The 22,558-nt window shown below is 66.6% G+C and carries 17 protein-coding genes; 8 read left to right on the top strand and 9 right to left on the bottom strand.

All coding sequences use genetic code 11. The annotated features are described in order from the left end of the window. Positions 1-42: 42 nt before the first annotated feature. The 4 genes from BSF38_RS12090 to BSF38_RS12075 all read left to right on the top strand — a co-directional run bounded on the left by BSF38_RS12090 (position 43) and on the right by BSF38_RS12075 (position 6,102). The gene (locus tag BSF38_RS12090) at positions 43-1,401 is read left to right on the top strand and encodes an APC family permease (RefSeq protein ID WP_076345917.1); all 1,359 of its coding nucleotides are present in this window, start codon (positions 43-45) and stop codon (positions 1,399-1,401) included. Positions 1,402-1,426: 25 nt separating this feature from the next. Then, positions 1,427-2,638, top strand: a complete 1,212-nt coding sequence (locus tag BSF38_RS12085; RefSeq protein ID WP_083712892.1) for a leucine-rich repeat domain-containing protein — start codon at positions 1,427-1,429, stop codon at positions 2,636-2,638. 409 nt (positions 2,639-3,047) lie between these two features. Further along, on the top strand, positions 3,048-4,073 hold the full coding sequence (locus BSF38_RS12080) for a HEAT repeat domain-containing protein (protein WP_076345915.1): 1,026 nt from the start codon (positions 3,048-3,050) through the stop codon (positions 4,071-4,073). Between the two features lie 451 nt (positions 4,074-4,524). After that, positions 4,525-6,102 (top strand): hypothetical protein, encoded by a 1,578-nt coding sequence (locus tag BSF38_RS12075; protein ID WP_076350804.1) that lies wholly within the window; start codon positions 4,525-4,527, stop codon positions 6,100-6,102. A gap of 83 nt (positions 6,103-6,185) precedes the next feature. Here BSF38_RS12075 and BSF38_RS12070 read toward each other — a convergent pair whose 3' ends face one another. Then, a complete protein-coding gene (locus tag BSF38_RS12070) occupies positions 6,186-6,674 on the bottom strand; it encodes a hypothetical protein (RefSeq protein WP_076345913.1) in 489 nt (162 codons plus the stop codon). A 296-nt stretch (positions 6,675-6,970) separates the two neighbouring features. Here BSF38_RS12070 and BSF38_RS12065 point away from each other — a divergent pair, with 296 nt between their 5' ends. The 3 genes from BSF38_RS12065 to BSF38_RS12055 all read left to right on the top strand — a co-directional run bounded on the left by BSF38_RS12065 (position 6,971) and on the right by BSF38_RS12055 (position 8,810). Further along, positions 6,971-7,216 carry a hypothetical protein gene (locus BSF38_RS12065; RefSeq protein WP_076345911.1) on the top strand — a complete coding sequence of 82 codons (246 nt, stop codon included), beginning with the start codon at positions 6,971-6,973 and terminating at the stop codon, positions 7,214-7,216. A 156-nt stretch (positions 7,217-7,372) separates the two neighbouring features. Further along, complete coding sequence (locus BSF38_RS12060; RefSeq protein ID WP_076345909.1) at positions 7,373-8,485, top strand: DUF1559 domain-containing protein; 1,113 nt, start codon at positions 7,373-7,375, stop codon at positions 8,483-8,485. Positions 8,486-8,591: 106 nt separating this feature from the next. After that, positions 8,592-8,810 carry a hypothetical protein gene (locus tag BSF38_RS12055; RefSeq protein ID WP_076345907.1) on the top strand — a complete coding sequence of 73 codons (219 nt, stop codon included), beginning with the start codon at positions 8,592-8,594 and terminating at the stop codon, positions 8,808-8,810. Here BSF38_RS12055 and BSF38_RS12050 read toward each other — a convergent pair. The 7 genes from BSF38_RS12050 to BSF38_RS12020 form a co-directional block, all read right to left on the bottom strand. Continuing rightward, positions 8,807-9,562, bottom strand: coding sequence for a metallophosphoesterase (locus BSF38_RS12050; RefSeq protein ID WP_099091974.1), 756 nt, complete (start codon positions 9,560-9,562; stop codon positions 8,807-8,809). The two genes, BSF38_RS12055 and BSF38_RS12050, sit on opposite strands and share 4 nt — an antisense overlap. Further along, entirely contained in the window at positions 9,559-12,201 is a 2,643-nt protein-coding gene (locus BSF38_RS12045) for a DEAD/DEAH box helicase (protein ID WP_076345903.1), read from the bottom strand. The genes BSF38_RS12050 and BSF38_RS12045 overlap by 4 nt, the downstream gene beginning before the upstream one ends. Positions 12,202-12,387: 186 nt before the next feature. After that, positions 12,388-14,328, bottom strand: a complete 1,941-nt coding sequence (locus BSF38_RS12040) for a YXWGXW repeat-containing protein (RefSeq protein ID WP_076345901.1) — start codon at positions 14,326-14,328, stop codon at positions 12,388-12,390. 157 nt (positions 14,329-14,485) lie between these two features. Further along, entirely contained in the window at positions 14,486-15,289 is an 804-nt protein-coding gene (locus tag BSF38_RS12035; protein WP_076345899.1) for an ExeA family protein, read from the bottom strand. A 44-nt stretch (positions 15,290-15,333) separates the two neighbouring features. Then, entirely contained in the window at positions 15,334-16,179 is an 846-nt protein-coding gene (locus tag BSF38_RS12030; protein ID WP_076345897.1) for a CpsD/CapB family tyrosine-protein kinase, read from the bottom strand. Next, entirely contained in the window at positions 16,166-16,570 is a 405-nt protein-coding gene (locus tag BSF38_RS12025) for a hypothetical protein (protein WP_145952088.1), read from the bottom strand. Before BSF38_RS12025 ends, BSF38_RS12030 begins: the two co-directional genes overlap by 14 nt. 445 nt (positions 16,571-17,015) lie before the next feature. Continuing rightward, a complete protein-coding gene (locus BSF38_RS12020; RefSeq protein ID WP_237170858.1) occupies positions 17,016-18,524 on the bottom strand; it encodes a hypothetical protein in 1,509 nt (502 codons plus the stop codon). Between the two features lie 2,009 nt (positions 18,525-20,533). Here BSF38_RS12020 and BSF38_RS12010 point away from each other — a divergent pair. Beyond that, a complete protein-coding gene (locus tag BSF38_RS12010; RefSeq protein ID WP_083712891.1) occupies positions 20,534-22,018 on the top strand; it encodes a matrixin family metalloprotease in 1,485 nt (494 codons plus the stop codon). 103 nt (positions 22,019-22,121) lie between these two features. On the opposite strand, the gene BSF38_RS30685 is transcribed toward BSF38_RS12010, so the two are convergent. Beyond that, complete coding sequence (locus tag BSF38_RS30685; RefSeq protein ID WP_145952087.1) at positions 22,122-22,535, bottom strand: hypothetical protein; 414 nt, start codon at positions 22,533-22,535, stop codon at positions 22,122-22,124. Positions 22,536-22,558: the final 23 nt, after the last annotated feature.

The raw sequence follows: 22,558 nt of genomic DNA, 5'->3' as shown, positions 1-22,558 counted from the left end.
GACGATTTTTCTCCTTCATCCGTCCCGCGCGAGAAGGAGGCGATGCCGGCCGAATTCGGCTTGCCGATGGCGGTATGCGTCGTCGTGGCGAGCATGGTCGGCACCGGGGTTTTGATGACGTCCGGCTACACGGTGGCGTCGGTCGGCAGCAATCAGTACATGCTCGTGCTCTGGGTGATCGGCGGCGTGACGGCCATCTGCGGGGCGTTGACGTTAGCGGAGCTGTCGGCGGCGATGCCGAGGACGGGGGGCGATTACGTCTTCCTTTATGAAGCGTACGGCCCGCTGGCGGCGTTCTTGACGGGATGGGCGTCGTTTTTGATGGGGTTTTCGGGCCCGAGCGCGGCGGCGGCGTTCGGCTCGGCGAAGTACGTGCTCGCGCCCTTGCAAATGGAGGGGAGCCAGGCGTTGTTGTGCCAGCGTCTGCTGGCGAGCCTGGCGATCCTGGCGTTCGCCGCCTTGCACGTTTCGGGGCGTCGTCAGACGGCGCACGTTCAAGGTTGGATCACGGGTTTGAAGGTCGCCGTCCTGGGGTTGCTGATCGTCGGCGGCCTGGCCGTCGGCTGGCCGAACTACGCCAACCTGCAAGATCCGAAGCCCATCGACGGCGGTCTGGCGACGTCGATGATGTTCTCGCTGGTCTACATCTATTACGCCTACACGGGATGGAACGGAGCCTCGTACCTGGCGGGCGAGATCCGCGATCCTCAGAAGACCTTGCCGAGGGCGATCCTGATCGGCGTCGGCCTGGTGACGTTGATTTATCTGGCGATCAACGTCGTGTACGGCCTGGCCCTTTCGGCGGCGGACGTCCAGGCGATCGTCGCCGGAACGGACGGCAAGCCGGACTTCGACCGGGTCGCGCCAATCGCCGAACTCGCGGCGCGGAAACTGTTCGGGGCGCAGTGGTCGAATCCGCTCAGCGTCGCCATCGGTCTGATGATGCTCTCGTCGCTGAGCGTGTATATGTTGATCGGTCCCCGGGTCATCTACGCGATGGCCAAGGCGGGCCAGTTTCCGGCCGTCGCCGGCCGGCTCTCGTCGCGAGCCGAGACCCCGGCGGTCGCCACGCTGTTCCAGGTCGCCGCGTCGTTGGTGCTGCTCTGGACGGGGTCCTTCGAGTGGATTCTGGTCTACGCGAGCGTGGGGCTGTCGTCGTTCTCGATCCTCGCCATGAGCTCGATCTTCGTGCTTCGGATCAGGCGCCCCGACATGCCTCGGCCGTTCCGAACGCCCGGTTATCCGATTACGCCGATCCTCTACCTCGTGCTGACGGTGTCTCTCCTGGGCGCGGCGTTCAAGAGCAAGCCCGACGTCTCGACGATCTCGGTCGTGAGCATGCTGGCGGGAATCCCGGTCTATTATCTCTGCGGGGCCCACAAGCGAGCCCGGCCGATCTGAGCCCGGCCTTGCCATGGCAGGTGTTATGAAGCCGTCCGACGGACGTCACTGGAGGAGTCGCCTGCGTCTGAGCGTCGCCGGCCTGATGATGTTGGTCCTGATCATCGGCGGCTGGCTGGGCCGGGTGGTTAACAGCGCCCGGGTTCAACGCGAAGCGGTCGCCGCGATCCGGGCGGCGGGGGGCCGGGTCCTCTACGAGTGGGAAGTGAAGAACGGCCAGTGGAAGCCGACGGGCAAGCCCTGGTGGCCGAACTGGGTGGTGGATCGCATTGGGGTCGACTATCTGGGGAGCGTTCTGCACGCCGACCTCGGCCCCGAGGGGACCAACGCGGAACTGGCTCACGCGGCGCGACTTCGCCGGCTGGAGGAGCTGGAGCTTCCTCACTCGCGGGTGACCGACGCCGGCCTGGCGCAGGTGAGGAGCCTGTGGTATCTCCGGGTGCTGAACCTCAACGACACCGCCGTGACCGACGCCGGGTTGGCCCACCTGAAAGGCATGGACAGCCTCCAGACCCTCTGGCTGGAACGCACGCCGATCACCGACGCCGGGCTGGCCCACCTATCGGAAGTGTATGGTCTCCGGTGTCTGCGGCTCGGCGAGACGAAGGTCGGCGACGCGGGGTTGGCCGCTCTTGAGGGGCTGGGACTCATGGAGGTTCTCTGGCTCCAGAAGACGCGCGTCGGCGATGCGGGGCTGCGCCACATCGAGCAATTGACGTTGCTCCGCGATTTGAATCTCGCCGACACGGCGGTCTCCGACGCCGAGCTGGCGCGGCTCGCGGCGTTGCGCGACCTTGAAACCCTGAACCTCAACAAGACGAGAGTCACTGACGCGGGGATGCCCTCCCTCAAGGGGCTGGCGGGCCTGGAGAAGCTGTATCTCTCCGGCGACAAGGTCACCGGCGCCGGGCTCGAGCACCTGGTCGGGTTGACCGATCTGCACCTGGCCGGGACGCCGATCCGGGATGACGGACTCGCCCACCTCGCGGGCCTGAAGCGACTTCGGGTTCTGGAATTGAACGGCGCGGCGATCACCGACGCCGGGCTGGCCCACCTGCCGGGCCTGACCAACCTTGAGGAGCTATCGCTTCAAGCCGCCGAGATCACCGACGCAGGTTTGCGTCCGCTGGCGGGCCTCACGCTGCTCAAACTGCTGGACCTGACCAATACGAAGGTCACCGACGACGGGATGGACGCGATCCAACAGGCGGTGCCGGGCGTGCGATTCTTTCCTTGATCAGCCAACGCAAAACCATGCACTCGCTGGCGCTTCGGGCTGTTGCTCTGAAAATTCCGGTCTGTGGTTTGCTGTAGGGGTGCCCCTTGTGGGTGCCCGGTTCGTTTCACGTCGACCGCTCACGCTCGGCGATCGGGCACCCATAAGGGGCGCCCCTACCGGGCCTGGTCGCGACGCCATGCGAAAGCCCCCCATTTTCATGAAACCGGGTGCTCTGACGGCGTCATGCTGGTTTGGAATGGGGGAGCGCTCACTTGCGGAAAGCCTGTCAGGTCGTCAGGGCGCTTGCCTGAGACCGGGGGGATCTCTACACTCGGAGGTGTGGGGATCGCGGTCCGCTCGCGACTCTTTCGATCCGCCGGACTCGCGCGAGGCGAGCCGGCCCGCCCTCTCGTGACGAAATATCAGCATGAGCCCATCGAACCCGCCCGACGCCCCCTCGTACGAACAGGCCGATTTCTCCGCCGATCCCGGAAAGCTTCCCGACCTGCCTCCAGTCGAAGTTCCGTCGGCGAGCTTCGTGGTCCAGTTGTTCGTGATCCCGGCGGTCGTGGTGCTGGTGGTGATCGTGGTCTGGCTGCTGTTCGGCAAGCTCGCCGGCGGCGAGCGCGACGCGATGGAGTACGTCCGCCACATCCAGTCGAACTCCGGGAGCTGGCGGTCGGCCTACGAACTGGCCAGCCTGATCCAGAACGATTCCAAGCTGGGCTCCGACCCCCGGCTGCTCGGCGAGCTGACCGATCTGTTGGGTGCCGAACTCGACAAGAAGGGCGACCCCAAGCTGATCCAGTACCTTGAGCTGACCCTCGGCGCGTTCCAGACGCTCGACGCGACCACTTCGAGCGGCCAGGCCGTCGACCCGATCGCGGTGCTGGCGCGGGCGCTCGAGCCCAAATACGAGACGCCGATCCGGATGGCGGCGGCGGCGAGCCTGGCCAAGCAGGCCGCGCGGTTGAACGGCAAGCTCGACGACGCGCGGGCCGTCAAGGCGCTCGCCAGCGCGGCGACCGACGAAGTCGTCGAGCTGCGGCAGGTCGCGGTGTATGCGCTGGGCTTCTTCGGCGGCGACGCGGCGGCCGAGGCTCTCCGCGAGCGGCTTCAGGGCGATGAAGACCGGTTCGTCCGCTACAACGCGGCGGTCGCGCTCGGAAGGCGAGGCGACCAGGCGTCCGCCGCCACCCTCCGCGAGATGCTCTCGACCTCCAGCCTCGATCGACTCATCGATCTGCCGACGTCGACCGAGAAGGAAAACAAGATCGAGGCGATCCAGCACGAGGCGCTCGAAGCGGTCGACACCTCGGTCTCGGCGGGGGCGACCGGGTTCGCAAAGGGCTTCAACCCCGAGCTGGAAGCCCTCACGCGCTCGGGCCTGGCGGGCGTCCGCAGCCAGGCCAAGGAAATCTTGCAAAAATTACAATCCACGCCCGCCTCCTGAGCGGACGTCGAGCGCGGGGGCGAGAACGCCCGGATCGATGGAATCCGCGGCGGCGGCTCGCTTTGCGCGCATTGCGGACGGTGCCGCCGACGGCGGCGTCGGCTTTGGCCCACGGCTTGCTCAGTCTTTCTTGAGGAAAGTATTCGTCTGCGCCGGTTGATTCGATGTGACCGGTACAGAAGGAACCCGGTGCCCGGGAAATCCCACCATTTTCTCAAGTTAGGAAAAGGGTGGGTGATATACTGACCTTGTAGCCTCTCATTGGGGCCTCGATCTTACTGGTTTCGGCAGTTGTGGTCTGGTTCCTTGAGGGAATTTCGAGGAACCGAATCAAGTTTTCTTTGGGAGGGCTTTCTCAAGGAGGAGACAGCGCACTCCCTCGGGTCTTGCCGTCGGACGAATGCGTCTCGACGGCGAGCTGGAAACCCGAGGCACCGCCAAGGAGTTTCGCATGTTCAAGTCCTTGAGAGCCGTGCGACTGGGCGCCGGCGCCGCCGCGGCGCTCCTGGGTGGGCTCTGCACGCCCGCCTGGGCCACCTACGGAGGAGGGGCCTGTCATTCCTGCGCCCCCGCGCCGGTGGTGGCGACGCAGTTGAGCGTGGTCGCCCTGGCCCCCCAGGTGCAGACGTCCTATCAGACGGTGTATGAAACCGTCTACGAAAACGAACCCGTCACCGTGATGGAGACGCGGTATCGCACGGCCTACCAGACGGAAAACTACACCGTCATGCGGCCCGTGACCGAGACCTCGTTCGTCCAGCGCAAATACACCGTGACGAAGCCGGTCTACGAGACCGTCAACCAGGAACGCAAGTACTCGGTGATGAAGCCGGTGTACCAGACCGAGCGCCGGGAACGACGGTACACTGTCACGAAGCCGGTGTACCAGACCGTCAACCAGGAGCGACGGTACACCGTCATGAAGCCGGTGGTCCGCACCCAGCAACTGGAACGCCGTTACACGGTGGCCAAGCCGGTGTATCAGACCGAGCGTCGCGAGCGTCGGTATTCGGTGATGAAGCCGGTGTACCAGACTGAGCGTCGCGAGCGTCGGTATTCGGTGATGAAGCCGGTGTACCAGACGGTCAACCACGAGCGACGGTACACGGTGATGAAGCCCGTCACCGAGACCGTCATGGTCGAGCAGCCCTACACGGTCTGTCGGCCGGTCACGTCGGTCCGTCAAGAGACCGTCGAGTGCGGTTACTTCGAGCGCCAGTTCACGTCGGTTCCGGGACCGGTCGTCGAGCGTCGGGTGCGCGTTCCGGTGACGGAATGCGACGCCTGCGGCAATGTGGTCGAGCGCCGGGGACTGCTCGGCTGCCTTCACAAGAAGAAGGTGACGGCGACCGTCGCAGTGCAGACGCCGCCGCGCGTCGTCAGCCAGCGCGTGTTCGTCTCCCGTCCGGTGACGCGCGACGTCTCTGAGACTCGATACGTCCGCGAGACGATGGTCCGCCAGGTGCCGGTGACGAAGTGCCGCTACGAGACCGAGGAACGGGTTCAGACGACGCCCGTCACGACCTGCAGCTACGTGGCGGAAGAACGGGTCGAGCCCTACGAGGTCCAGACCTGCCGCTACGTGGCGGAAGAACGGGTCGAGCCCTATGAAGTTCAGGCGTGCAGCTACGTGAACGAGGAGCGGGTCGAGCCTTACGAAGTCAAGACCTGTGAGATGGTCGCCGAGCCGCGCGTCGAGACGATTCCCGTCACCACGTGCAGCTACGTGAACGAGGAGCGGGTCGAGCCCTACGAGGTCCAGACCTGCCGCTACGTGGCGGAAGAGCGCGTCGAGACGATCCCCGTCACGACGTGCAGCTATGCGACCGAGGAGCGGGTCGAGAACGTCCCGGTCACGCAGACCCGGATGGTCGCCGAGACCGCCAGCCGTCAGGTGCCGGTCTGCACGGCCGAGCAAGTGCCGGTGACGACCAATCGGGTCGTGGCCCGGTACGTCCCCCGGACCGTGGCTGTGCAGCACTACACCACGGTGCCGGTGCTCGTCCCCACCTGCCTGACTTGTAACTGATCGATCGCAAACGCATAATCAGACCATCGCGGCGAGCCCCTCGACGAATCGGAGGGCTCGCCGTTTTTCGTTCGTGCCCGGGATCAGTCCCGGAGCGTGATCTCGACCTGGATCGGCATGTCGCCGAGGTTGATCGAGAAGACCGGATGGGCGAAGTCGAGGTACTTCTCGGGGATGTCGTTCTTGTGAGCGGCGGCGGCTGAGCTCTTCAGGGTCGTCCCCTCGTTTGGGAGACGTTCGTCGTTCGAGGGCTTACCATCGTTGGCTCGGGTGAACGTCACCCCATAAGTGCCGGCCGCGAGTGGAACGGCGCTGCGAGCCGACTCGACGACGAAGCTGCCGTCGTCGCGGATGACTCCCGCCCCCCACGCCCCGGACATGCCCGATTCCGGAAGGAGGAAGACGGATCCGCCTCGAACCGGTTCGCCGTGGTAGCTGACCTTCCCACGGACCTGCTTCGTATCTTCCTCACTGAATTGACAACCCGTCGAGACGAGTCCGACGACGCCGACGGCCGCGAGCCGGCTGGCGAGGTTCCACGAGCGTCCGATTCCACCAGTCTTGATTTTCATGAGGTCGCTCCGAGCGGGCGAGCTTCCCGCCGTCCCCGTGCGCTTGCATCTGGACCTGACAGTTTACGAGATGAGTCGTGTCCTAACTCTAGTGCACGATCGGCAAGCCGACCCACGCGGAAATCGAGCAGGCGAGATTCGTCGACCCGGCGGTCGCGGCAAGGAGCCGTCACCGAACAACGCCCGTCGCCGATCGGCTCAGGTAGAGCTCTCAACGGCCCGGCGGAAATTCGAGTTGTACATCGTGAACGAGCCGGCCGCTGCTCCCTGTCAGGATAAATCCGGAAGCCCGCTCGATGCAATGGATTGCGGCCGCGAACCTCAGGGCCTTCGAGGTCGCCGTCGACCACGGCCTGGAGGTCGACCTGAAGGGGACCGGCCTGCACCCGATCCCTTCGGTGGTCCGCGTCTACCCGAGAAAGCTAGTCGTGGGGAGGGCGTCGGCCGCCGTTCCTCTTCAATTCAACTTCAACCACGCGTGGACGATCCGGTCGATTTGCTCCTCTCGGACCGAGGGCCCTCTTGAAATCTTCACGATTTAGTCTTAATGTCTTCGTCTGCCCTGGCACGTTTGCTTCGGCGACGATCCGAGACTATCGGCAGACGTCCCGAGACGAGCGGCCGGCCTGCTCATTCTTCCGGCTCTCCCTCCTTCTCCCCGCCGGCCGTCCATCCCTCCTCCTAATCGGAGCCAATGCATGCCCTCCGGACAACGATTGAGCCGAGCGCGGTCAGGTTTCACGCTGATCGAGCTCCTCGTGGTGATCGCCATCATCGCCGTTTTAATCGCACTCCTCTTACCGGCGGTGCAGGCCGCGCGCGAGGCCGCCCGCCGGTCTCAGTGCGTAAACAACCTCAAGCAGTTGGGCTTGGCGGTTCATAATTATGCTGATCAGAACCAATGTTTTCCTTTGGCCGATATGTACCCCAGCGCCTCGGGCACGAGCTGCGGCTGGACGCTCTCCTGGCCGATCGGCCTGATGCCCGGGATGGAGCAGATGCCGTTGTTCAACGCGTTCAACTTCGCGTTCACGACCGGCGGCGCCGACTACGACGCCGCCTGCACGGCCGGCGGCGGTTGGGCCAATTCGACGGTGGGAAGAGCCCAGGTCGCGACGCTCCTCTGCCCCTCCGAAAGCCTGCAACAGCACCCTGACGGGACGTTTGCGACCATGAACTACTATGGGAACCTCGGCGGTCCCGGCGTGATCGCCACGTTCACCGGGATGATCATTCCGACGGACGCAGGGGTCCAGGCGGTGCTGGGCGGCACCTACGGTCGCGGGGGGCCGGTCAGTTTCGCGTCGGCCACGGACGGGACCTCGAACACCGCGCTCTTCAGCGAGAAGCTTTACGGCGTCGGCGTCAGCTCCAGCATGCTGAATCAGATGACGCCGGGATCGATCTCCGGCAAGCGGGGGATGTTCAACCCCACCACGACGGCGAGCCACGATACGGGGAGCCAGACGGCGGCCCTCGCCTTCATCGCCGGTTGCAATAGCATCCCAGCGACGACCACGGCGACCTCGAGCATCGCGGGGTTGAGTTGGATCAAGGCGTATCCCGCTTACTCGGCGATCAACGGCTACACGCACTTCGGTGCCCCGAACAGCATCGCCTGCGCCACCGACAACACGTACTGGGGCGGCCCCGCGGCCTCGGTGCCCCCGAGCAGCAACCACTCCGGCGGCGTCAATATGGGCATGGCCGACGGATCAGTCAGGTTCATCAAGAATTCGGTCAGCCTTCCTGCCTGGTGGGCCATCGGCACGCGAGCCTCCGGCGAGGTCGTCAGCGCCGATGCGTTCTGATCGAAGGACCAACTCGGCTTCGTGATGTCTCATTCGAATCGCCGTCTCGCCCGATCGAGCGCCGCTCGGGCGGGCGGCAGTTTTGACCCCATCCGAGGATTCGTCGATGCGCATCCCCAAATTGTGCTACGCGGTCGTATTCGTCCTTCCCGCTCTTTTCTCGGGGTGTGCTGACGATCTGCCCCACAAGACCGAGATTGATCCGGCTCTCGCGAAGGACCTGCCGCCGCCGGGGCCCGAGCGACCCAACCCGTTTGCCGCCAAGGGCTCCAAAAAACAAAAGGATCATGTCGGCGATCTGTCGCCGATGATGCCGCCTCGCTAAGCGATGCGGGGACGCGGGGCGGGGGCTGGCGACCTTCCTCCGATCCGGGCCGCCAGCGTCGAGAGCGGGCCGAAATCGAGCAGTTCGACGCCCGCACTCGCCACGCACGTCAGATCGTGGCTCAGCCACGGTTTCGCCCCCTTCGCCGTCGCGACGTTCAAACCGGCCGCGTTCGGCGAGAACGCGGGCAGGATCATGAGCCGGGAGCCGACCAGGAAACACGGCGCGGCGAAGCGGTCGACGACGAGCGCTGGGTGATGATGTCCCATGACGACGCGGTCGCCCCGCGACGGTTGATGGCCGTGACAGATCGTCCAGCCGGAGACTGTCAGCTCGGCGGGAGCTACGATCGGCCCGGGCGCGGCCGACTTCGGCCGCCGCGCGCACATCCAGAAGAGGCTGCGGTCGTGATTTCCCGGAACCACGACGAGTTCCACCCCGCGCTCGCGCAGCCAGTCGTTCAGGCGGAAGACGTCGGCCGCCGTCCGCGCGCACGGACGCGCCGATTCGACGAGGTCGCCGGCCACGACGAGCCTGCTGATTTCAGCCCGTGCGAGCAGCCGCCCCAGCCGATCGACAGTCTCGGCCAGCGAATGAGCCGGGACACAGTCGCCGGCGTTCCCTCGCGCCCACTCGTAGCCGAGATGGACGTCGGCGACGACGGCGGTCGCCTCCTCCGGCCGGATCGCCGCGGCCTCGGGCGTGAGCAGCCAGCCTTCGTGCGCATGGCACGGCGACGCGCTCGTGGTCACGGCGTGTCTCCCGTGGCCGAGGCCGTCATTCGCGCGTGGAGCCGCCGCAGCGCGTCGGCCGGGGTATCGAAGTGGAGCGGCTCGTCGGCCCCGGGGGCGATCCAGGCCAGGGTGAACGGCGACGGCGCCGAGAGTCGACGCAGCCGGAGCGTCGGCTTCGTCGCCAGCCAGCGCGCGGCGGCGTCGACGTCGAGGATGTCGCGGAGCACCTCGCGCCTCGTCTCGCGGAGCAAGGGATGGTTCGGGCAGGCGGCCTTCACCAGCGGATAGAGTCGCGAGCTGACCCAGAGCAGCCCGCCGACCCGCACGCGCTTGCCCCGCTCGGGATTGCGCAAGACCATCAGCGCCGTGGCCGCGACGTGGCGGAACCGACGGGCCGCGAGATCGCCCCGGTCGACCCCTTCGAGCACGTCGTCGGCCAGGCCGTCCATCGCCGTCAACGCTTCGAGGTCCTCGTCACCGATCCGCGCGTCCTCCGGCAATCGGATCGACCAGCCGAGATCGGCGGCCTGAAGCGCGAGGTCGCGGCCGAACCGGCGTCCCAGGCGGGCCGCGAACGCCCGGCCCAGGGCCTCGCACGCGGCGCGGTTGAGCGGCGCGTGGAACGCGTAGGTCAGGCCGGGCTCGTGCTCCGAGGGGAACTCCTCGACGAGCAGGGCGTTCACGTCGGGCGTCTCGCTGTAGCGGTCCTGGGCCTCGATCAACTCAGCGACGACCGCCGCAACGCCGGGCTTGAGTTCGAGGGCCTCGGCCAGCCAGTCGCGAACCGCCTCGGGGCCTTCGCCCACCGACTTTCGAGAGGCTTCGGCCCGGAACTCGGCCAGCTCGGCGGCCAGCTCCGACGACAGCGCCTGGCGGTCGCTGTGCCAGACGGGGAGCGCCCCGGCCTCGCCGCCGACGACGCGGGCGTGGAGCATCAGGCCGTCGAGCCGTCGGAATTCGAGCGTCCGGCCGTCGAGCACGAAGCGGTCGCCAGCCGACAGCCGCTCGGCGTACTGGCCTTCGATCGTCCCCAGCGCCTTGCCGTCGGCCACGACCGATACGGACTCCTCCGATGTGATGGTGCCGATGTTCGTCCATAACCAGCGCTGGACGCGCCGGCTGCGGACGCCGAACCAGCCGTCGTGCTTCCAGATGCGAGGCGACGTCCAGCGCGGGTTCGCGCCGGGCTCGGGCTCGAACGCGCCGGCGGGGCTCGCAAGGTCGCCGGCCAGGAAGTCGAGGCAAGACTGGAAGTCGTCACGGTCGAGATTCGCCGTCGGCCCGGCCTTGCGGAACAGCGCGAAGGCCGACTCGACGAACGTCTCTTCCGCGCAGGCCATCCCGAGCAGCTGCTGGCAGACGACGTCGAGCGGCGATTCGATCATCGCGAGGGGCTCGATCGCTCCGGCGCGCCCGGCCCGTGCGGTGACGGCCGCGCCGGCGACTTCCGATGCGGTGGCCGCCACGATCACGCCGCGCGGCGCAGCACCGACGCGGTGTCCCGATCGGCCGATCCGCTGCAAGCAGCGGGCGACGCCGCCGGGCAGCCCGATCTGGACCGCCAGGTCGGCCGTCCCGATGTCGACGCCGAGTTCAAGACTCGTGCTCGTCACCACGGCCCGGAGCTGGCCCGCCTTGAGCATCGCCTCGACCTCGCGGCGTCGGCCGGCGTCGAGGGCCGAGTGGTGCGCGGCGATGGCCGTTTCGCGGTCGTAACACGGTTCCTCGCCGCGCTGGTCGCGGCCGGGAGACTGATGGCGGAGGTCGTGGGTGATCCGCTCGGTCATCGGCCGGGTGTTGGCGAACACGACCGTCGTGCGATGAGCGTCGATCGCGCGGCGCAATCGCTTGAGCAAGCGGCGATATGTCAGTCCGCGATGCGGACCCTCGCCGGGACGGAGCAGCGAATCGACTTCCAGCTCCAACTTCGGCGAATCGGCGGGGCGGGGAACTTCCACCACGCGACACGATCGCGACGGCCCGACCAGGAACCGGGCCACGGGGTCGGGGGGACGGCAGGTCGCCGACAGCCCGATGCGCTGGGGGGCGTGGGCCGAGGCGTCGACCAGGCGTTCAAGTGAGACGGCCAGGTCGCTGCCTCGCTTGGTGGGAACCAGCGCGTGAACCTCGTCCACGATGATGTGCTCGACCCCTCGCCAGCGGTCGCGCCAACTCGCCTGGCTCAACAGGAGCGACAGGCTCTCGGGCGTGGTGATCAGGATGTGCGGCGGATGATCGCGGAGCTTGCGGCGGTCGTAGGCCGACGTGTCCCCCGTCCGAACTCCCACCTGCACGGGGCTTTCGGCCAGGCCCAGCGCCGCCTGAAGTCCGGCGAGCGGGATCGCCAGGTTGCGCTCGATGTCGTAGCCGAGGCTCCGCAGCGGTGAGATGTAAACGCATCGCGGTCCGGGTTTCAGCTCGCCCGCCGCATGATCGCGCAAGAGCCGGTCGACGATCGCCAGGAATCCCGCGAGCGTCTTGCCGGTCCCGGTCGGCGAGACGAGGAGGACGTGCTCCCCCTCGGCGATGAGCGGCCAGGCCGCCGCCTGCGCGGGGGTCGGCCCGCTTGGAAAGGCCGATGAGAACCATCGCCGGACCGGACTCGACAAGAGCCCCAGCGCGTTCCCGGATTCAGCCGTCGGGTCGATCGTGGGCATCCCAGCAAAGGACGGGGCGTCCTGAACCCGTCCACTCCTCTCCCCTGGATCGCGATCGTCATGACCGCCGACCGGATCGTGGTCGACCGGGGGGCGGAGGTCTTTGATGATATCCAGATGGGCACTAGCTGGGAACAGGACGGGCGGACGATCACGGCCAGGTGGGGCACCGTTCGTCGGGGATGATCACGGTTTTTTCTCGTTCTGGAGACGCTCGCGGCGCGCGGCGGCGGCGGCTTCTCCAGGACGAGGAGGCGCGGGTCGGACGGCGGGAACGGGACGCGGAGCGGGGGCGGCCCGGGGTGCCTCGCGCCGCGCGGCGGCCGCCGCCGCCGTGGGACGAGGCAAGGGCGGCGGTTGGCGATGGGTGTATTGAGGCGGTGCGTGCAGGTTGGGCCCAGCCGCATCCGCCTGGGTGGCGTGGCGAGGCGCATCGGGCTTCGGCGACGATGCGTGAGGTGGCTGCTGCTGAGCGTTTCGGACGGCGGGGCGGGCGTCCTGGTGGGCGATTCTCGGCTGCGCGGGGCCGGGACGATCCGCGTGCGGAGGGCGCGCCGGGCTGGCCGCCTGGGCTTGATCCAGATGGCGGGGAATTGCGGGCTGTGCCGGGCCGGCGGTGGACGCTTGATGCTGGGGACGCCTCTGCGGGCCGAGATTCTGACCGGCCGAAGCATGGTCGTGGAGCGGGGCCGCGACGGGGGAGTTCGGCATCGTGAACGGGCGCGGACGCGGCTGCGCCTGGGCCGTCCGCTCGCCGTTCGGCGGGGGCCCTTCCTTGCGCTCGAGACCGGCTCGCTGCGCGCGGAATTCGGACATCTGCTGCGACCGCGCTTGCCATTGCCGTCGCGATTCGGCGTTCAATCGCTCCATCCGCGCGTTCCCGAACTCGGCCTGCCGCGCGGCGACCTGCGAGATCGGCCGGCCGATCACCGGGTTGGTGCCGCCCGGTCGGCCTCGATTGATGACGGTGACGTTGTTCGTGATGTTGATGTTGTTCTGGACGATCCGCGTTTGCTCGATGTACGTGCGCGGAGGCCGCATGGCGATGTTGTCGCGGCGGAGGTTGTAGTCTTCGCGGCAGTGCGCGGCCCAGCCAGGGTCCCGGCGCACGTTGACCGAGGCGTAAAACGTGAACAACGGGTCGTAGTACGCCGGCGGACGCGGACCCGAGGTGTAGGTGAGCGAGAACCACGGGAAGATTCCGGCGGTCAGAAACCGCTGGTCGTAGTAGTCGCCGAAGCAGTAATGGTTGTAGCTGGGCTGGACGAACAGGTTCGCGACCAGGCCCGGCGTGGCGATGGTGATCGTCGGCGTGTAGACGTAGGCCGGTTGAAGGTAGACCGGCTGGGCGTAATAGACGGGCGCGAAGAGCATTCCGCGGTCGGCCAGCGGAAGGTCCCAGTAGCCTTCGACGAACAGGCAGCCGCCGGGGGTCCAGACGTAGTGCGCGGGGACCCAGACCCACGTCGGTTGAACGGCTGCCCAGAAGCCGGGCCGCCAGACGTAGCGGGTCTGCTGCCAGTACCAGCAGCCGGGGCTCCAGAAAACGTCGGCCGAGGGAGACGGACTGTTAGGGCCGAGTTCCAGGCTGGCAGGGGGCGCGGGGAGGTACTCGGCCTGCCCTTGCGCCAGGGCTGAGCCGGCCTGAATGCCCGCCGCTCTCTGAGGACCGACGGGAATCCAGGCACCGGGAATCCACTGGAATCCGCCCGCCACCTGGTTCCAGTAGCCGGGGACCCACTGCCGGCCCGGGGGAGGCTCGCGCCAGATTCCGCTGATCCAGATGAAGTCGTTGCGGGCGTCGTCCCAGCTCCAGTAGCCCGACATCCACTGCACGTTCGGGCCGCTCGGTTTCTCGTCAGGGGGCATTTCCTCGACCGGCGCGGGGGGCGACTTGGGGATGACCAGGCCCGCCTTGGGATCGTTCATGACGGGGACCGCGAATGCCTCGTGCACCGGCCCACGCGTCAGAACCTGAACGCCGCCATCGGGATCGGCCCCGGCGTTCTGGGCCGTCGCCCGCAAAGTCGCGAGTCCGGCGAGCCAGGCGAGGGCCAGGAGCGACGGGCCGATGAGCCTTCGACCGACGATCCGCGCGCTCTGTCCCCTGGAATTTGTTCGATCCATCCCTGCGCTCCTGGTCGCGTATTCTCGGCGAGCCTCGCACGGCGTCCCGACGTGTCTATCACGTATTACGCAGCGTCCGTGCCGCGTGAGAGCCCGACTTTACCAGAAAGCCGAAAAGCCGTCGCCGGCTGTCAGGGTTCTTCGTGATTGCATCGTATCAGGCCGCCAGGGGGTCGCAGTGGAACTCCCGAGCGGCGATCGCGACGATGCGGGGGTCGACCTGGGGCCGGCTCTCGGCGTAAGCGATCAGGAGCGACAGGTCGGCGAGATGGTTGAGGCGGCGGGGGACGCCGAGGGCGGCGAGGTGAAGGTCGGCGAGGGCGTCAGACGCGAACAGCGGCTCGCGCGCGCCGGCGGCCGACAGCCGGCCCTCGATGTACGTCGCCGATTCGGCCTCGGTCAAAGGCGCGAGCAGGCTGCGGGCGGTCAACCGGTCGAGAAGGGCGGCGGGGGCCTGGAGGAGCAGTTCGGTCGTCCCGGCCAGCAGCAGCGACAGGTCGGGCGTGCCGTGGGTGTTGAAGTTGAGCAGGAGCCGAAGGACCTCGAAGGCGGCGGGCTCGTGGATCGCCTGGGCCTCGTCGACGATCAGCAGCGGTCGGACGCCTCGCGACGCATGATCGGAAAGCGCCTCGCGGAGCCGGCGGAGGACGGCCGACATCGTCGGGACTTCGAGGACCGACGCGCCGAGACCTTCAGCGAGCAACGTCAAGAGATCGACGGCCGGCATGGCGGGAAACGTCAGATGGACCGTCGGCACGCCCATCTCGAGCGCGAGCCGGCGCGTCAACAGCGTCTTCCCCGATCCGGAAGGTCCGTAGAGCAGGGCGGGCCCCAGGCCGTGTTCGAGGCCGTAGCGGAGCCGGCGCGACGCGGCGTCGCGGGTCGGCAGCGCGACGTACGACCCCGGGCTGACGGTCTCCCCGAACGGTCGGTGCTCCAGTCCGTAGTGCTCTTCGTACACGGAGTCTCCAACTTCCGCTCGTGGCCCGGGGCGGCTCGTTCAGGTCAGACGAACGTCTCGGCGAGCCCGAGCAGGGGGACGCCGCCGGCTTCGAGGACTTCCTGGGCCCGGAGAATCGCGCGCTGGCCGGTCGTCGCGCTGTTGTGAACCAGAACCGCGGCGTCGACCGAGTTGTGCAGAACCGCCGCGCTCAGCCCGGTGAACAGCGGACTGCCGTCGATCAGCACCAGGTCGAACTCGCGGCGCAACCGGGCCATCGCGCACGACCACGCGGCGCTCGACAGAAATTCGCGGGGGCGCGACACGGCCGACCGCATCGGTAAGAGCCAGAGTCGTTCGTCGGGGCTCTCGATCAACGCCTCGTTGAGCGCCTGGCCGTCTTCCACCACGTCGTCGAGGCCGACGATCGGCCGGACGCCCAGGCTGCGGGCCAGCATCGGCCCCGAGAGATCCGCGTCGACCAGAAGCGTCTTGAGCGGCCGACGCGCCAACACCCGGGCGAGCGTCAAAACCAGCGTGGTCCGACCCTCGGCCCGATGGCAGCTCGTGAAGAGGATGACCTTCAGGTTCCGCCGGGCGCGGACTTCGAGAAGCCGGTCGGCCAGGCTCTCGAAACGATCGCCCCACGCCCGTTCGAGTTCCTCGACGACGTCGGGCCACTGGATCTCGATCCCCGAGCCGTGACCGAGGCCAGGAGCGGGCAGCCCGAGCGGCTTGGTTGCTCGGCTTCGCCCGCCGCGTTCCGAAGAATCCTGCCGGTCGGCCGGCGCGCGGTCGGAGTCGGCGGGCTTTCGCGACGTCCAGTGAGGGGACGGGGGAACCCCGGTGGAGGAGTTCGCCTGAGTTCTCTGGGAGTAGGCCCGGCTCAGCGCCTCGTCAACTTCCTTCATGGACCGGCTCCTCGCGATGGTCGTCGGGCAGGAGGTAACCGGGGAAGACCACCGGCGTCTCGGTCTCGGACTCGTTCGCGCTCACGGTCGGTTCGATCGAGATCAGGACCGCGGCCGGCGTTGAATCGGGCTCGTCGATCGGCCGGGAGGTCGTCGCAACCTCGGCGGCGGCCAGCGGTCGCGACGGGTGGAGGCACCACACGCTCGCCGCCAGAATGATCGGAGCGAAGGCCAGACCGGCGAAGGCCGCCACGCGGATCTCGCGCTTGAGACGTCGGCGGGGCCGTCGGGTTCCGACGGGCCGGCCGAATCCGTGGGGCTGGTTGCGGCTTCGGCCCGGCTCGATCCGGGCGCGGTGAACGCGGACGTCGGGGACCTGGATCAGCACCATGTCCGAACGGCGTCCGTCCCGCTCGGGCCGCCTTGTCGTGGTTTCGGGAAGGAGTTCGGTTTGAGTCATGGCTGACGACCCCGCGAATCATCGTTGGCTGTTGTGCGTGGAGAGCAAGATCCGAGTCTCGGTCGGAGCGTTCCAGCCGTTCTTCAGGACGTCGCCTGGTCGGCCCGCTCTTTCTCTAGTAAGGAAGATCGGCGGACGCGGCGGGGGACTTGAACAGCAGTGACGAAAATAACGAAATCGAAGAGACGGCCGGATTCGAAGGAGTTCCGGCGCGGCGGCTGGCCGCTAGGGCGTCGAGGCGGGCGCGAAAACACCCGGTCGAGCCGTGGTCATGGGACCGACGACTCGACCGGGTGAAAGGAAGGCGCGGGATTCAGGTCGGACTCAGCTAACTCCGAGGGGAGGGGGGGGCGCCGCCGCGATCCGTCGCGAAGGCTCAGCGTCCGAACATGGTCCGGAAGAACCCGCCGGAGCGTCGGGGACCCTGGGAGGGGTCGGGCTGCTCGTTGCCGGACGCGAACATGGGGGTGTTGCCGCCCAGAGGCGCCCGTCCAGCCTCGTACTGAGCGACCGGGAGGAAGTCCGGACGCTTGCCGGCGAACCGCGCGTCGCGTCCGCCGCCGTTGGCCAGGTCGAGCGACTGGACGTTGGCGAGGTTCACGTACGGGTTGTGGCCGGCCCACTGCGAGTCGAGAACCTGAAGCACGTTCAACGGCGCGTACAGGGCCTCGCCGCCGACGGAGATCCAGTCGGCCGCGGCGGGATTGGACTCGTCGACCTTGCCGTCAAGACCGTAGACCAGGCTGTACTGATACTGGACCACGCGGTCCTTGTCGTCCTGGCCGTTGAGCGACGAGCCCGAGTTGGTGTGAACCTGGATGTCGATCAGCACCGCGCGGGGGCCGCGGCCGGGCATCGCCTTGACGTTGGCGGTGTACTTGTAGATCGCCTGGTTCCAGACCTCGCTCGGGGTTCCCCGGGGCGGAAACGCCCGCATGTTGGCCAGAAGCGCGATCCGCTCGCCGCGGATGTGCGTCTCAAGCATCGCGTGAACCCGCGAAACCTTCCAGTCGGTCTCGTCCGGACCGGGACGGGGAGGACCGGGAGGGATGTCGGTGGCGTAGTCGCCGATCCGGTGGTTGAGATGGTTCTCGCCCAGCTCGGCGTACAGCGCCTTCAACTCGTCTTTGGTCATGCCCGAGCCCGGGGCCGGGACCGGATCATTGAAGGCGATCGACGCCACGGCGCCGCCGAGGCAGTGGCCGGGCCACCGGCTGATGTCGTTGTTCTGGCTGTAGCGCGCCTCCCACTGGCGAGCCGACGTGCCAAAGAGCTGGTCGTACTTCAGCATCGGGGAAGGGGTCTGGAAGAGGGTGTTCTTGGGCCCCAGCCAGTACAGATCGTCGTACAGATTCGGAAACCAGGTGGCGTCGTCGCCGGCGGCCGGCAGCGATTCCAGTAGGCCGTTGGGGCCGGCCAGGATGATGTCCTTGCCCGGCTCGATATAGCTCCCCGGAGCGTGCAGCAGGACGTCGTCGCCCTTGACCTCGACCGTGTCGACCCGAGCGTTCCCCCCGGCCCAGGGCTCGTGGAGCGCATCGGCCTTCGTCGGCCAGTAATAGAAGTTCCAGGGCTTTTTCGCGCTCTGCGCCGTCTGGATGAACTTCGTCTCCACCGTGAACGGCTTCTTCGCCCCCACGATCCGGAACGTGAACCATCCGTGCTGATCGACGCCGACGTCTTGCCCGTTGGTCCGAACCACGCCGTTGGGACCTTTGATCTCCTCGACCTTTCCTTCGGTCGCCTTGATCGTCAGCTCGCCCCCGAACCGCGTCGGAACGTAGACCCCATAATGATGGTCGCCGCTCTGCGATTCGAGTGAGCCTCCTAGCGGGATGGCCACGACTCGCTCAGCGGAGTCCGCCCGGGCAATCGTCCCCATCATGGTGACAATCATTCCGAACATCGCACCGCCAAGCCGGATGCCGATACGCATGCTGCCTCCCAATACCGGTGTAGTGTTGATGACGCTGAATCCTTGTGTGAGATCGAGCCGCCGAGTTGACCACCTTGTCGGTCCGACGGCCCAGGTTCCACCGCCCCCTCGCAAATGCTGTGGGCTCCTTAACGGCCTCATGATGGTTCGGCTTCGAAGCCGTCGGGGGACGATCCAATTCGCGATCTGTAAACACCCAGCCTCTTGAAACTCGTCAAAGCCCCTAGAGTTCCTCAAGCCAGCATGCTCTCGATTTTCCCAACTTGAGTAAACGAGTGGGTAGTGGATGCCGATAACCTGCAATGGCCACCCCTGGGGTGGAGAGCTAGAGTCGGCCAAGATGACCGGCTTGAGGCTTCCGCCACCGTACCGAGGGCCTTCGTGCCTTGTCTCCTGACACGGAAGGGGGGCAAGATTCACCACCCGTCCCTTTTAAAGGGGAAGGGGAGTGAAGAACGACAGGGCGGTGGTGTTGGCAATCGGACGTTGTCACTCATCGGCCGTGACCAATCCATCAGGGGAATGTTAGCTCACCGAGTCGATCGAGACGTCGACCGACAACCTCACTCATCACAGAGGACTTCGCGATGACCAGTGCGGTTCTAGTTGTTGCCCTGAGTGTCTCGGGCCAACTGTTCCACAAATCGACTCCGGTCGCCACGGGCAAGGTCCTTCCTGCCGCCCAGGCGCCGTCCAAGATAACTCCTTACGTTGTGGCCCCGGCCCCTCAGGCTCCGGCCAAGATCGCCCCGGCCCCCCAGGCTCCGGCCAAGATCGCCCCGGCCCCCCAGGCTCCGGCCAAGATCGCCCCGGCCCCCCAGGCTCCGGCCAAGATCGCCCCGGCCCCCAGGCTCCGGCCAAGATCGCCCCGGCCCCTCAGGCTCCGGCCAAGATCGCCCCGGCCCCTCAGGCTCCGGCCAAGATCGCCCCGGCCCCCCAGGCTCCGGCCAAGATCGCCCCGGCCCCCCAGGCTCCGGCCAAGATCGCCCCGGCCCCCCAGGCTCCGGCCAAGATCGCCCCGGCCCCCCAGGCTCCGGCCAAGATCGCCCCGGCCCCTCAGGCTCCGGCCAAGATCGCCCCGGCCCCTCAGGCTCCGGCCAAGATCGCCCCGGCCCCTCAGGCTCCGGCCAAGATCGCCCCGGCCCCCCAGGCTCCGGCCAAGATCGCCCCGGCCCCTCAGGCTCCGGCCAAGATCGCCCCGGCCCCTCAGGCTCCGGCCAAGATCGCCCCGGCCCCTCAGGCTCCGGCCAAGATCGCCCCGGCCCCCCAGGCTCCGGCCAAGATCGCCCCGGCCCCTCAGGCTCCGGCCAAGATCGCCCCGGCCCCCCAGTACGCCCCGGCTCCTCAGGCTCCGATCAAAGCTGCTCCTCAATATTGATTGAGGCGTGCACAAATTGACGTTTGCCGCGAACCGGTCGACTTGACCGACTCGCGGTGAGCGTTTCATTCTATGTCCAGCATAGAACGGCCGGCGGCGTCGCTCAACCAGAGCGGGGCCGCCGTTGTCGTTTTTGCCCATTTCCGACTTTGTCGAAAAATCGCATCAAAGGGTTCTCACCGGCCCGCGCGATGTTCTACAATTTGCTCAGGAGCTTCGCGCTCCGTTTCTACTTCCTGCCAGTCGACGATTCAGCCATTACCAATCGCAATTTCTGTTTCAAGAGCCCATGACGATGGCGTCCTGAGGCCGTCGTTCGTTTTGTCGCCGCCACCACCGATCAACACCATCAGTAAGACTAAGACTGTCGACTCCGAACGTGGAGTCGAGCATGGCTTTTTTGCATCGCCGCTCGCAAGCCAATCAATAAGACCTAGGTTTCAATTGAAAGCTTCCAGGTCGAGAGGGTTAGGGGTGCGTAGGGGCTCATCGGTGGGGCGGTCGTGCAGAGAACTCCGAAGGCTCGTTAGAGGTGGAAGTGTGCGATCGGTCTGGGCCCAGCACCTAAGGGAGTGAACCCATGATAGGGCAGTCACGCGGTCGGAAACCATCGGCCCGAGATCGAAGATCCCGCCCGCAGCTCGAAGGGCTGGAGAGTCGGCTCCTGCTTTATGCCACGATGGGGGCCGCCTGGACCTACGGCAATCGGATCACCTTCAGTCTTGTGCCCGACGGCACCTCGATCGGCGGCACGCCGAGCACGCTTTTCCAGTCGCTGACCGCCGTGATCCCCAACATGTCCGACTGGCAGAATCAGTTCCTGAAGGCCGCCGCGGTCTGGCAGCAAGTCGCCAACGTCAACCTGGTGTGGGTCAGCGACAACGGGTTGCCGCTCGGGGTGAGCGGTAACCAGCAGGGGGATTCGCGGTTCGGCGACATCCGGATCAGCGCGATTCCGCTGGCCGACGGCACGTTGGGCGCGGCTTTCTCGCCGCCACCGATCAACGGCGGCACGGCGGCCGGCGACATCGTCATCAACTCGACGGTGCTTTGGCGGATCAATTCGAGCTTCGACCTCGAAACCGTGGCGATCCACGAGTTCGGCCATGCGCTCGGCATGAACCATTCGCAAATCAGCAACGCCGTGATGTACGCCTACTATAACGGGATCAAGCAGAACCTGACGAACGACGACACTTCGGGGATTCAGTCGGTGTACGGGGCGCGTCAGTATGACGCGTACAACATCAACAGCAACAACAACGCCTACTACTTCTGGGCCGCCTCCCTCGACTCGTCGATGGGGTCCAATGGCCAATTTACGCTCTCGAACCTCAACCTCACGACGTATGGACAAACCGAGTGGTTCTGGGTGACCGCTCCGCCCACGAACACGGGAAATCTCACGGTGGTCGCCCAAGCCGGGGGCTTGAGTCTGCTGAGTCCGAAGCTGACGGTGTACGACTCCTCGCTGAATATGCTCGGCCAGTTCGTAAGTCAAGGCTTCGGCGGCACTGCGTGGCTGGCGAATTTGCCTGCCGTCACTGGCCGCGGTTACTTCATCCAGGTCAGCGGGAACGCTGCCAATACCACGACCGGCAGCTACGCACTTCAGGTCAATTTCGGATCTCAGGCGCTGGGTGCGGTTCCTATACCCTACTCGACCGTCGCCCAACGGGCCGACGTGGGGGGAGGGCTCTCGTCGATGAAGTCGTCGGCTGGCTCGCAAGAGCTGGTAGTGCTGGGAGGGATCGTGGGTAGGGGGGACGCCCTGACCCTACCGGGGTATGGAACGGACCACGGACACGCGCAAGGTGGATCAGTACTCTCGATACCTCCGCCCTTCGCCTGGATGCGCTTCATGGTGGGGCCGACGTCCGACCCGGCGCTGCCGGTCGTGCCGTCGTACCCGGCGGTCCTCGTCACCGTGGCGCGGGTCGCTAGAAAATCGGTGTTCCACCCGATCAGGGCGATCAATCGGGCGACGATCAACTGGGATCTCGAGGCCGCCCCTGCGACAACGTTGAGCGGGAGGATGAGATCCCGGAGCGGCTCGAGAACGTGACGACTGATCGCACTCTGGCGTCGGGGCCTCGATTTTGTAGCCCGGTGCCAGGCCGAGACCTCGACCTGAAAGCGGCGACCTGAAACTCACTCGCTTGGATTTTTCATCCTTTTGCCGTTGGTGACGCCATGAGTCGTTCTTTCATCACGATGCACCTTCGAGTCGTTCGTTGCGACCTTGCCTTCGAGACGCTCGAACGCCGGCAAGTCATGTCTATATCGGTTGTCACACCGACCGCTCCCTCGCAATCGGGGAATACGGCAGCCGAGACGTCGACCGTCAGCTCCACGGCGGCCGAGATCCAGCCTCTCGACAAGATCTCGGTTTCTCCCAGCGACGGCCAGGCCTTCTCGGTCAGCTCAGCCCCCCAGACGATCATCGTCGAAATGAAGGATGCAAGGCTTTCCACGTTGTCGGTGGACACCTGGTGGCGCGATGGAAGCGTCTTCCTTGTTGGGGTCGGCTCGAACGGCGAAACCTTTCCTATCCAAAACTCCTCAAACCCTTCCGTGGTCATCCAGGATTCCACGGCGCACACGG

Origin of the sequence: Paludisphaera borealis (genome assembly GCF_001956985.1) — a bacterium.
In the GTDB taxonomy this organism is placed as follows: Bacteria; Planctomycetota; Planctomycetia; order Isosphaerales; family Isosphaeraceae; genus Paludisphaera; species Paludisphaera borealis.
Note: the sequence above shows the minus strand (reverse complement) of the source record. Positions and strands in the feature narration are given on the sequence as shown.

What these genes read in the sequence shown, in the direction of transcription:
- BSF38_RS12090 (WP_076345917.1), top strand. Translation starts at nt 43, where the DNA reads ATGCCGGCCGAATTCGGCTTGCCGATGGCGGTATGCGTCGTCGTGGCG.
- BSF38_RS12085 (WP_083712892.1), top strand. Translation starts at nt 1,427, where the DNA reads ATGAAGCCGTCCGACGGACGTCACTGGAGGAGTCGCCTGCGTCTGAGC.
- BSF38_RS12080 (WP_076345915.1), top strand. Translation starts at nt 3,048, where the DNA reads ATGAGCCCATCGAACCCGCCCGACGCCCCCTCGTACGAACAGGCCGAT.
- BSF38_RS12075 (WP_076350804.1), top strand. Translation starts at nt 4,525, where the DNA reads ATGTTCAAGTCCTTGAGAGCCGTGCGACTGGGCGCCGGCGCCGCCGCG.
- BSF38_RS12070 (WP_076345913.1), bottom strand. Translation starts at nt 6,674, where the DNA reads ATGAAAATCAAGACTGGTGGAATCGGACGCTCGTGGAACCTCGCCAGC.
- BSF38_RS12065 (WP_076345911.1), top strand. Translation starts at nt 6,971, where the DNA reads ATGCAATGGATTGCGGCCGCGAACCTCAGGGCCTTCGAGGTCGCCGTC.
- BSF38_RS12060 (WP_076345909.1), top strand. Translation starts at nt 7,373, where the DNA reads ATGCCCTCCGGACAACGATTGAGCCGAGCGCGGTCAGGTTTCACGCTG.
- BSF38_RS12055 (WP_076345907.1), top strand. Translation starts at nt 8,592, where the DNA reads ATGCGCATCCCCAAATTGTGCTACGCGGTCGTATTCGTCCTTCCCGCT.
- BSF38_RS12045 (WP_076345903.1), bottom strand. Translation starts at nt 12,201, where the DNA reads ATGCCCACGATCGACCCGACGGCTGAATCCGGGAACGCGCTGGGGCTC.
- BSF38_RS12040 (WP_076345901.1), bottom strand. Translation starts at nt 14,328, where the DNA reads ATGGATCGAACAAATTCCAGGGGACAGAGCGCGCGGATCGTCGGTCGA.
- BSF38_RS12030 (WP_076345897.1), bottom strand. Translation starts at nt 16,179, where the DNA reads ATGAAGGAAGTTGACGAGGCGCTGAGCCGGGCCTACTCCCAGAGAACT.
- BSF38_RS12025 (WP_145952088.1), bottom strand. Translation starts at nt 16,570, where the DNA reads ATGGTGCTGATCCAGGTCCCCGACGTCCGCGTTCACCGCGCCCGGATC.
- BSF38_RS12020 (WP_237170858.1), bottom strand. Translation starts at nt 18,524, where the DNA reads ATGATGGGGACGATTGCCCGGGCGGACTCCGCTGAGCGAGTCGTGGCC.
- BSF38_RS12010 (WP_083712891.1), top strand. Translation starts at nt 20,534, where the DNA reads ATGATAGGGCAGTCACGCGGTCGGAAACCATCGGCCCGAGATCGAAGA.
- BSF38_RS30685 (WP_145952087.1), bottom strand. Translation starts at nt 22,535, where the DNA reads ATGACCACGGAAGGGTTTGAGGAGTTTTGGATAGGAAAGGTTTCGCCG.